At 68.2% G+C, this 9,140-nt stretch carries 7 protein-coding genes; all 7 read right to left on the minus strand.

The window, feature by feature from the left end:
* Nucleotides 1–212: 212 nt before the first annotated feature.
* The 7 genes from fusA to IAE56_RS06895 all read right to left on the minus strand — a co-directional run bounded on the left by fusA (nucleotide 213) and on the right by IAE56_RS06895 (nucleotide 8,950).
* Nucleotides 213–2,249 carry an elongation factor G gene (gene fusA, locus IAE56_RS06865; RefSeq protein ID WP_200751977.1) on the minus strand — a complete coding sequence of 679 codons (2,037 nt, stop codon included), beginning with the start codon at nucleotides 2,247–2,249 and terminating at the stop codon, nucleotides 213–215.
* Between the two features lie 475 nt (nucleotides 2,250–2,724).
* A complete protein-coding gene (locus IAE56_RS06870; RefSeq protein WP_200751978.1) occupies nucleotides 2,725–3,474 on the minus strand; it encodes a hypothetical protein in 750 nt (249 codons plus the stop codon).
* A gap of 69 nt (nucleotides 3,475–3,543) precedes the next feature.
* On the minus strand, nucleotides 3,544–4,305 hold the full coding sequence (locus tag IAE56_RS06875; RefSeq protein ID WP_200751979.1) for a heme ABC transporter ATP-binding protein: 762 nt from the start codon (nucleotides 4,303–4,305) through the stop codon (nucleotides 3,544–3,546).
* Nucleotides 4,302–5,345 (minus strand): iron ABC transporter permease, encoded by a 1,044-nt coding sequence (locus IAE56_RS06880; protein ID WP_108768845.1) that lies wholly within the window; start codon nucleotides 5,343–5,345, stop codon nucleotides 4,302–4,304. The genes IAE56_RS06875 and IAE56_RS06880 overlap by 4 nt, the downstream gene beginning before the upstream one ends.
* On the minus strand, nucleotides 5,342–6,388 hold the full coding sequence (locus tag IAE56_RS06885) for an ABC transporter substrate-binding protein (RefSeq protein WP_108768844.1): 1,047 nt from the start codon (nucleotides 6,386–6,388) through the stop codon (nucleotides 5,342–5,344). Before IAE56_RS06885 ends, IAE56_RS06880 begins: the two co-directional genes overlap by 4 nt.
* Nucleotides 6,389–6,441: 53 nt before the next feature.
* On the minus strand, nucleotides 6,442–7,821 hold the full coding sequence (locus tag IAE56_RS06890) for a YncE family protein (protein WP_200751980.1): 1,380 nt from the start codon (nucleotides 7,819–7,821) through the stop codon (nucleotides 6,442–6,444).
* Between the two features lie 121 nt (nucleotides 7,822–7,942).
* Nucleotides 7,943–8,950, minus strand: a complete 1,008-nt coding sequence (locus tag IAE56_RS06895) for an alpha/beta hydrolase-fold protein (RefSeq protein WP_325167174.1) — start codon at nucleotides 8,948–8,950, stop codon at nucleotides 7,943–7,945.
* Between the last annotated feature and the right edge of the window lie 190 nt (nucleotides 8,951–9,140).

A 9,140-nucleotide genomic window follows, 5' to 3' on the forward strand; every position in this document is an offset into this window, starting at 1 on the left:
GGCGGCAAATCAACAGGGGGTGCGCAATTTATCGTGAGGCATCACTTTAATCCAGCTTTTTCTGCAGTTTTGTTGCATTGCAGCGCAAGCCGGCGCGCATCAAGCCGCCGGCACATTGTAGATCCATGCCATGCATGGATGCGCATGACACCCGCAAAACATGTGCACACAAGAAAAAGGGGAGCCCGCGAACGGGCTCCCCCTGCCTTGCATCACGCAGCGCGCACCGGCTCGTAACCGTGCAGATGCGCTTCACTGCTGGCACGCCCCTGGCTGAGCGAGCGCAGCGACGTGGTGTAACCCACCAGGTTGGCCAGCGGTGCAAAACCGCTGACTTCGGCGCGACCTTCCTGGTCGTCGATGCGCGCGATGCGGCCGTGGCGACGGTTGAGGTCGCCCACCACATCACCCACCGAGGCCGACGGCGAATGCACCGTCACTGCCATCACCGGCTCCAGCAGCTGCGTACCGCCCGCGGCCAGCGCGGCCTTGATCGCCTCGCCGCCGGCGCGGTGGAAGGCCATCTCCGAGGAGTCCTTGGCATGGGTTTCCCCATCGACCAGGCTGATCTCGATGCCCACCACCGGATGCCCCTGCGGCCCGGACGTCAGCGCCGCACGCACACCCTTTTCCACCGCGGCGATGAAGCCGCGCGGGACCACGCCACCGACGATGCGGTCGTTGAACACGACCTGGTCGTCCTCGCGCGGCACCACGTCCAGCACCACATGGGCGAACTGGCCCTGGCCGCCGTTCTGCTTGGAGACCCGGCCAACCACGCCGGACACCGCGCGCACCGGCGTTTCCTGGTAGGCCACGCGCGGCGCGCCAACGCCGACATCGACCTTCCATTCGCTGCGCAGGCGCTCGACCATCACCTCCAGGTGCAGCTCGCCCATGCCCCAGACCAGGGTTTCACCACTGTCGCGCTCGGTTTCCACCTTGAACGACGGGTCTTCCTGGGCAAGGCTGGCCAGGCCCTGCGCCATGCGCATGAGGTCGGCCGCGCGTGCCGGCTCCAGCCGCCAGGCTAGTACCGGCGCCTGCGACTGGATGCTCTCCAGGCGCAACGGCTGCCCTCGCCCGCTCAGCGTTTCACCGCTGACGGCATCCTTCCAGCCCAGCACCGCGACGATGTCACCGGCCACGGCCTGCTCGATGTCGTGGGTCTGGTCGGCCTGCACGCGCACCAGCCGGCTGACGCGGCGCCCCTGCGGGTGCTGCGAACTGGCAATGGCATCGCCCACCTTCAAGGTGCCCGAGTACAGCCGCACGAAGCTCAGCGCGCCGTGCTGCTGGTGGGTGATCTTGAACAGCAGGCCCGCCAGCGGACCGTCCGGGTCCGGCGGCAGCGACACTTCGCCGTGTTCCGCTTCGGCAGTGACAGCCGGGCGATCCAGCGGCGACGGCAGGTAATCGACCACCGCGTCCAGCAGCGTTTCGATGCCCTTGTCCTTGAAGGCCGCGCCCGCCAGCACCGGCACGCCGGCACCGGCCAGCGTGGCCCGGCGGATCGCCGCGCGCAGCATCGCCGCATCGATCGTCGCACCTTCCAGCCACGCCGTGGCCAGCACGTCGTCATGGTCGGCCACGGCCTCGATCAGCACCTGCCGCTGAGCCTGCCACTGCGCGCGCTCGTCCTCGCCCCAGGGGGTGATGGACGCCGCAGCGCCGTCCTGCCAGCGCAGCACGCGCTCATCGACCAGGTCGACCCAGCCATGGAAGTCGCTCTCGCTGCCCAACGGCACACCCAGCGCCCACGGCCGCGCCTGCAGCTTGTCCTGCAGCTGCTCCAGCACGCGCTCGAACGATGCGCCGACGCGGTCCATCTTGTTGACGAAGGCAATGAGCGGCACGCGATGCCGGCGCGCCTGGCGCCACACGGTTTCCGACTGCGGCTGCACGCCGTCGACGGCCGAAAACACGGCCACCGCACCGTCGAGCACGCGCAGCGAACGCTCGACTTCAATGGCGAAGTCGATGTGGCCGGGGGTGTCGATCAGGGTCAGCCGATGCGGCAGCAAGTCGCGCGGCGCCCACTGCGCCTGCACGGCGGCCGCGCCGATGGTGATGCCGCGTTCGCGCTCGATCGCCGAGAAATCGGTGGTCGCATTGCCGTCGTGCACTTCGCCGACGCGATGGATCTCACCGCTTTTCCACAGCAGGCGTTCGGTCAGCGTGGTTTTGCCGGCGTCGATGTGGGCAATGATGCCGAGGTTGCGACGACGGGAAAGGACGTGGGTGTTCATGAGATAGGTTCCTGCAAAGCCAACTTCAGGGGCCGCGCACCCCGGTTGGCGACAGGGCGCGCGGCTAGCGTTCGGTCTCGGCGATCTGGTGCATGGCACGTTCTCCTTGCGGTACTGAAAAAGGCGACCGGGTAGAGTCGACCGTTGGTCGACTGCTGGAACAATCAGTCGACCAACGGTCGACTCTACAAAATCTCAAACAAAAAGAGCGCCCCGAAGGGCGCTCTGTGGATGGTCCATCGATGGCCGGATCAACGGCCCCGTGGCACTCCAGGCAGACACGCCCGTTCCGCGCTTGCGCGGGTCAGGGTGAAAAACTTCAGGAGCGGCATCCGGTTCATGGGGCGCATTCTAGACCTGTGATTCCCGCGCGCAAGTGGCTATTGCACGCATGGGTGGAACGATGAGGCTTGATGGGCAAGGACGGGGTCGGATCCCTTGGCAAAGCCATGGGCTCTGACCCCTCCAACGAGCCTCACTCGCAGCCGTTGATCCGGCGCGCCTCAGCCACGGTCGCGGCATGGTCACCGGTCACCGACACCCAGTCCTTCAACGGGTACTGCGGATCGACCTCGCCACGCTTGGGCGAGTCGTACATCGTGATCTCGGTCCAGCTGCCCACCGCACCCAGCTCAGCCAAACGTGCAGCCTGGTCCTCATCGCTGCTGAAGGTAGCGCCCGACTTCGACGGCTTCGCAGTGTTCACCGTTGCGGTCTTCAACGCGCGTACGCGCAGCGCGCCACCCGGCATGCGCTGGCTGATCACATCGTAGCGTTCAGTGCCGTAGGCCCACGGGCGCTCGGCATGGCGGCGCACTTCACTGCCATCGTCAGCCACTTCAACCGAACCATCTGCCAGCCCGACAATGGCAGCGATGCCGCCGTAGCCGGCCATCATGGCCTCGTAGCCGACCATCTGGCGCTTCTCCAGCGGCAACTCGCTGGCCGCAGGCTTCATGCCCGGCAGCTTGAGGTACGCCGACTTCTTGCAGAGCAGCAGCACGCGCTGATCACCCCAGGCCATCATCATCGCGCCACCGGTGAAGTAGTGCGTGGTGAACAGATCAGGCGCGGCGCCTGCGCGGCTTGCATGCCGCGTTTCGATCGACGTGGCCTGGTCGGCCGCCTTCTCGATCGACACCGTGCGGGTGGAGGCAGCATGCGCGGTGCACGCCGTTGCAGCCAACGAAACCAGCAGTGCCGCGCGGGGGAAACGATGCTTCATGGGGGTCAGTCCGTTGAGAAAAACGAACCGCCAATAATACGTCGCGATGCAACACGACGCTTTACCGCATCAGGTCACCACCACCAGCGGCACACCCCGTCGTGGATGCTGCAGCACCACCACATCCTGCTGGTACACGCGCCGCAGGTTGTCCTCGGTGAGCACCTGCGCAGGCGTCCCATCGGCCGCAACCCTGCCTTGTTCCAGCAGCACGATGCGATCGGCATAACCGGCTGCAAGATTCAGATCATGCAGCACCACGATCACACAGGCGCCCGCTTCGGCACACGCGCGCACGCTGCGCAGCGTACGCTCCTGGTGGCGCAGATCCAGCGCGGCGGTCGGCTCATCCAGCAGCAGCAGCGGCGTGTCCTGTGCCAGCACACGCGCAAACGTGGTGCGTGCCGATTCACCGCCGGACAACTGTTGTACTTCGCGCAGGCGCAGCGCCTGCAGCTCGGCGGCGTCGATGGCAGCTTCCACCCGCGCATCATCCACCGCGGGATCCGGCGGATGCGGCAGCCGCCCCATCGCCACCACTTCTTCAACGCTGAAGGCGAAGCGCACGCCATGTTCCTGCGGCATCACTGCGCGTTCGCGTGCCAACGGGCCGGACTTGTAGCTGCGCAGCGGCGCGCCATGCAGCTGCACTTCGCCAACGTCAGGCCGCAGATCGCCGGCCGCCACCGCCAGCAGGGTCGATTTGCCGGCACCGTTCGGGCCCACCAGCGCGGTCACCGTGCCCGGCGCGAACGCCAGGTTGATGCCATGCAGGATCTCGCGTTGCTGGCGGCGCACCACCACATCGCGCAACTGCAGGAAGTCGCTCATGGCGTGTCCTTGCGGCGCTGCTGCAGCACCAGCCACAGGAAGAACGGCGCGCCCAGCGCGGCCGAGAACAGGCCCAGCGGGATCTCTGCCGGTGGATCCAGCGTACGCGCGGCGGTATCGGCAATGACGATCAACAGCGCACCCAGCACGCCCGACACCGGCAGCAGCCAGCGATGGCCCGGGCCGACCAGCAGCCGCGCCACGTGCGGCACCACCAGGCCGACGAAACTGATCGAGCCGGCAAACGCCACCGCCGCACCCACCAGCAATGCACTGAAGGCCACCAGCATCCGCCGCGTCCGCGCGACATCCAGGCCCAGGTGCTGTGCCTGGCGCTCACCCAGCGCCAGCATGTCCAGCGGCGTGGCCAAACGCAGCAACGCGAACACGCCAATGGCGAACAGCGGCACCACGGCAGCGACGTCCGCCCAGTTGGCCTGCGCCAACGAGCCCATCTGCCAGAACACCAGCGACTGAAGCTGGCTCTCGCTGGCGATGTAGGTGAGGAAGCCGATCAGCGCCGAGCAGAACGCCGCCATCGCTATGCCCACCAGCAGCAAGGTCGCATTGCCGCTGCCCTTCCCCGGGCGCGCCAATGCGTAGGTCAGGCCGATGGCCAGTGCGCCACCGCCAAATGCAGCCACCGGCACCAGCCAGCCCGCTGCGCCTGCCGCCCCCAGGACGATCGCCGCCACGGCGCCCAGCGCCGCGCCCTGGCTGACGCCGACGATGCCGGGGTCGGCCAGCGGATTGCCGAACAATCCCTGCAGGCTCGCACCGGCCATCGCCAACGCCGCCCCCACCATGGCCCCCAGCAGGGCGCGCGGAATGCGCAGCTGCCACACCACGGCGAGGTCGCGGCGGCTGACCGCCTGCGGATCGACCAGGCCCAGCTTCACCCCCAGGGCCTGCAGAACGTCCAATGGCGGCAGGCGCAGCGGCCCCATCGCGAATGACGCCAGCACCGCGCCCACCAGGGCCAGCAGTGCCACCAACAGCATCACCCGCCCGCGACGGCGGCGCCGATCAGCCGGACTCATGCCGGCGGCAGCGCCGCCAGAGCCTTGGCCAAGGCCAGAGCGCCCGCGCCGGTGCCGACGCTGGTGTACTTCAGCTGCACATCGGGCATCACCCAGACCCGGTTGGCCGCGCCAGCCGGCGTCTGCTTCAGGGTCGGGTAGGCCTTCCACAGGCCGTCGGCGCCCCCGAACTGCTGCAGATCGTGCTCGGTCACCAGGATGACCTCCGGTGCTGCGGCGATCACGCCTTCATTGCTCAGCTGCGAGTAGTTCTTGACCCCTGCCTCGCTGCCGATGTTGACGCCGCCCGCCAGGGCGATCATCTCGGCCGACGCACTGTCTGCGCCGGCCACGGTCGGGGCGCCACCGCCACCGGTGGCCGACACGTGGATCACGCGCGGCGCATGCGCCAGGCCCTTGCCCAGTGCCGCCGCCTCATCCAGCTGACGCTGCACCTGCGTGGCCAGCGTCTGCCCGGCATCTGCCAGGCCGACGGCGGCCGCCACCTTGCGCACCTTGTCCGGCGCCGGCTGCAGGTCATCGATCACCACGGCCGATTCGCCCACCTCGCGCAGCTTGCCAGCCAGCACGGTGTGGCGGCGCAGGCTGTTGCCGAGGAACAGCGAGCCATGCAGGCTCACTACACCCTCGACGCCGGTGGTGCGGTTGAACAGGAACTGGTGCGGCGCGGCCTGGCCGGCCTGCGTGGTGGTGTTGGTCGGCGCGGCAAACACCTGCTTGCCCAGGCCGAGCGCCTCCAGCACGGCAATCACATCGTCACCGCCGGCGATGATGCGGCTGGTGTCGGTCACTTCGGCGTCGGCGCCATCGTCAGAACGCACCTTGGCCGGCAGCACCGGCACCTGGCCGGTCAGGGCCGGCAGATCGGTGCCCGCCACGCGCTGCCAACCGGCCGGCAGTTCGGTGGCCGCCGTGGCGCCTTCTGCGGCAGGCGCAGCGGCGTCGTTGGCCGCAGGCGGCGCAGACGTGCCGCCACAGGCGGCCAGTGCCAGCGAAACGGCCAGCGGAAGCGCACACAGGCGCAGGCGGGAAGCGATGTTCATGCGGAATCTCCTTGCTGGCCGGGCGAAGGCACTGCCCTCGCCCGGCACGTGGGTTACGGCTGACGCAGGGTGATGCGGGTGATGCGGTCGCCCTTGGCGTCATCGGCGCCGCGCGACTTGTTCACCGCGAACACGCTGCCCTTGCCATCGGCGCGCACATGGTTGGGGAAGGTGCCACCATCGAGGTTGCCGACCACCTTGCCATCGCGATCAACGACGGTGACGGTACCGGCGCCGCGGTTGGTGACATAGGCCAGGCCGCTCTTGTCATCGAAGGCGACGTTCAGCGCACCAGCACCGACCGGCACATCGTGCACGACCTTGCCGCTGGCGACGTCGACGATCAGCAGGTTGTCGGTGCCCTGCGAGGCCACGTACAGGCGGTTCTGCTGCGCATCGAAGGCCACGCCCGAGGCGCTGATCGAGTTACCCAGGTCGATGACCTTGTCGACTTCACCGGTGGCGACGTCGATCACCGCAGCTTCGGGCGTGCCGATGCTGACGGTGAACAGCTTGCCGGCCTTTTCGTCCAGCACCAGGCTCATCGGGGTGAACTTGCCTTCGTCGACGCCCGACTCCAGGGTGATAGACGGCAGTTCCTTCAGCGTCTTCGCATCGAATACCGACAGGTGGTCTTCGCCGGTGGCCGAGGCAAACACCTTGCCGTGCGTTCCATCCACCACGACGTCGCGCGCATGCGGCACGGTGTCGACCGGGAACTGGTGGACCAGCGACAGATCCTTCTGGCGATAGACCGCGATCGAGTTCTGGCGGGTGTTGGTCACCCAGACATTGCCGTTGGTGTCATCCACGCCCACGCCATAGACCGCGTACACCGCGCCATTGGTGGTGCCGGCAACCTGCGCCGGGGTGATCGCCTTGGTCACCTTCAGGGTCTTCGGGTCCAGCTTCAGCAGCTGCGACTGGGTGACCGGCGGACGGCCGACCGACGAGGTGACGAACACAGCGTTGCTGGCAGCGCTGTAGGCCGACTGGTACAGACCCGGCACCAGCTTGTTGGACTGGGTGGCGAACTGCTGCTGGCCCGACAGCGGCAGCTGCGGCGAGACGCGCAGCTTCAGCACGGTGGCCGCCGAAGGCTGGCTGGCGCGGACGACCACCGGATGCGTGCCCGGCACGGCATCGGCGGGGATCGCCAGCTGGGTCTTGAAGTTGCCATCGGCGTCGACCACCAGCGGCTGCGCGTTGAGCACGCTGTCACCGCGCACCAGGCTGACCTGCTGGCCCGGCACGAAGCCGCGGCCGATGACCTCGGCCGTGCTGCCGGGGACGACGTTCTCGCCGCGCGAGATCACGGTGCCCTTGAACGTGGCGCTGGCGGGCTGGTCGAACACCGGCTGCGCGGTGGCGGTGACTGCCAGCAGCAGGCCGGCGGCCAGGGAGGTCAGGCGGAGGGACGGACGAAACGACATGAAAGGCTCCTTGCACACGTAGGCCGCGCCTCGTGGCGCGGGATTCATCGGTTGCCTGGGCCGCTGCACATCGGCAGTCACGCCTGGGTAGTGGGGTCGCACGGCCACGCCGTGCGGGGATTCATTCGGCAGCGTTGGCGGACGGCGGCGCCTTGCCGTCATCCACGCTGCGGTCAGTCACACCGTACAGCTCATGCAGGGCCGCGTGGAACGACGCGGGCAGCATCGGGCCGTGGCCGAGGCCGGGGAATTCGCGGTACTGCACGCTCAGGCCGGGCACCTTGGCCAGGCGCGTGGACAGCTGCATGGCGGCATCCGGGGTGGCACCCCCAATGCGGCGCAGATGCGCGACCACGCGCGGGTTGCTCATGTCACGCTTGCCGCGGTCGCCAACACGCTCGGCACCGCCCAGCATCAACCAGACCTTGGCAGGCTGGCCATGCACGTTCTGCAGGAACTGCTGTTCCGGGTCGCCCAGCGCGGCGCCCTGGCTCCACCACAGCGACGGGCTGGCCGACAGATAGGCCTGGAACGCGGCAGGTCGGGTGTACAGCGCATTGAGCACGAACAGGCCGCCCAGCGAGTGACCCCACAGCGACTGCTGGTGGGTGTCGATGTTGGCGCGGCGCTCCACTTCGGGCTTGATGCGGCGCTCGATCAGGTCGAGAAAGACGTCGGCACCACCGCCGACGGCCTGGGTGGTACCGCCCTCGTCATCGGCGCGGTCGATCCAGGCGGTGTAATCCAGGGTGCGGGCCGGCGAGTCGATGCGCAGCTCGTTGTCGTAGCCGATCAGCACCAGCACCGGCGGCGCCTTGGTGGCGGCCAGTTCGGCCAGCAGCGGCTGGTCCAGCACCATGGCGACGGCGTTGCCATCCAGTGCGTACAGCACCGGCGACGGGGTCTTGGAGGCCTTCGCCGGGATCGCCACGTTCACCCGCCAGCGGCGCTGCTGGTCAGGGCTGTCGATCACGAAACGTTCGAAGCGATAGCTGGACGCCGGCTCGTCGAGCACGGTGCGGCCCATCAGCTGCTGCGGATTGCGCTGCTGCGCATGGGCGTAGGGCGTGGCCATCAGGACCCCCATCATCAGGGCGGCCAGGCAGCCGAAAGAGCGTGCGGAAAACATCATGGGTGACGGATGCGGCGGGCACTGCCGCCTCTTCATCAAGGGACCGCAGTCTACCTTAAACGCGAATGATTATCACATCGATCACACGTCACGCTGTGTATCGCGCGCGCGATCCTGGGGCCGCGCGCCAGTGGCGGGGGGGGGCCCGGGCCCCCCCCCCCCCCCCCCCCCCCCGCCGGGGGGGGGG

Origin of the sequence: Stenotrophomonas sp. S41 (assembly GCF_016624625.1) — a bacterium.
Lineage (GTDB): Bacteria > Pseudomonadota > Gammaproteobacteria > Xanthomonadales > Xanthomonadaceae > Stenotrophomonas.

Excerpts from the sequence above, each read along its gene's own strand:
- fusA (WP_200751977.1), bottom strand. The coding sequence starts at position 2,249 with ATGAACACCCACGTCCTTTCCCGTCGTCGCAACCTCGGCATCATTGCC.
- IAE56_RS06885 (WP_108768844.1), bottom strand. The coding sequence starts at position 6,388 with ATGAACATCGCTTCCCGCCTGCGCCTGTGTGCGCTTCCGCTGGCCGTT.
- IAE56_RS06895 (WP_325167174.1), bottom strand. The coding sequence starts at position 8,950 with ATGTTTTCCGCACGCTCTTTCGGCTGCCTGGCCGCCCTGATGATGGGG.
- IAE56_RS06875 (WP_200751979.1), bottom strand. The coding sequence starts at position 4,305 with ATGAGCGACTTCCTGCAGTTGCGCGATGTGGTGGTGCGCCGCCAGCAA.
- IAE56_RS06880 (WP_108768845.1), bottom strand. The coding sequence starts at position 5,345 with ATGAGTCCGGCTGATCGGCGCCGCCGTCGCGGGCGGGTGATGCTGTTG.
- IAE56_RS06890 (WP_200751980.1), bottom strand. The coding sequence starts at position 7,821 with ATGTCGTTTCGTCCGTCCCTCCGCCTGACCTCCCTGGCCGCCGGCCTG.
- IAE56_RS06870 (WP_200751978.1), bottom strand. The coding sequence starts at position 3,474 with ATGAAGCATCGTTTCCCCCGCGCGGCACTGCTGGTTTCGTTGGCTGCA.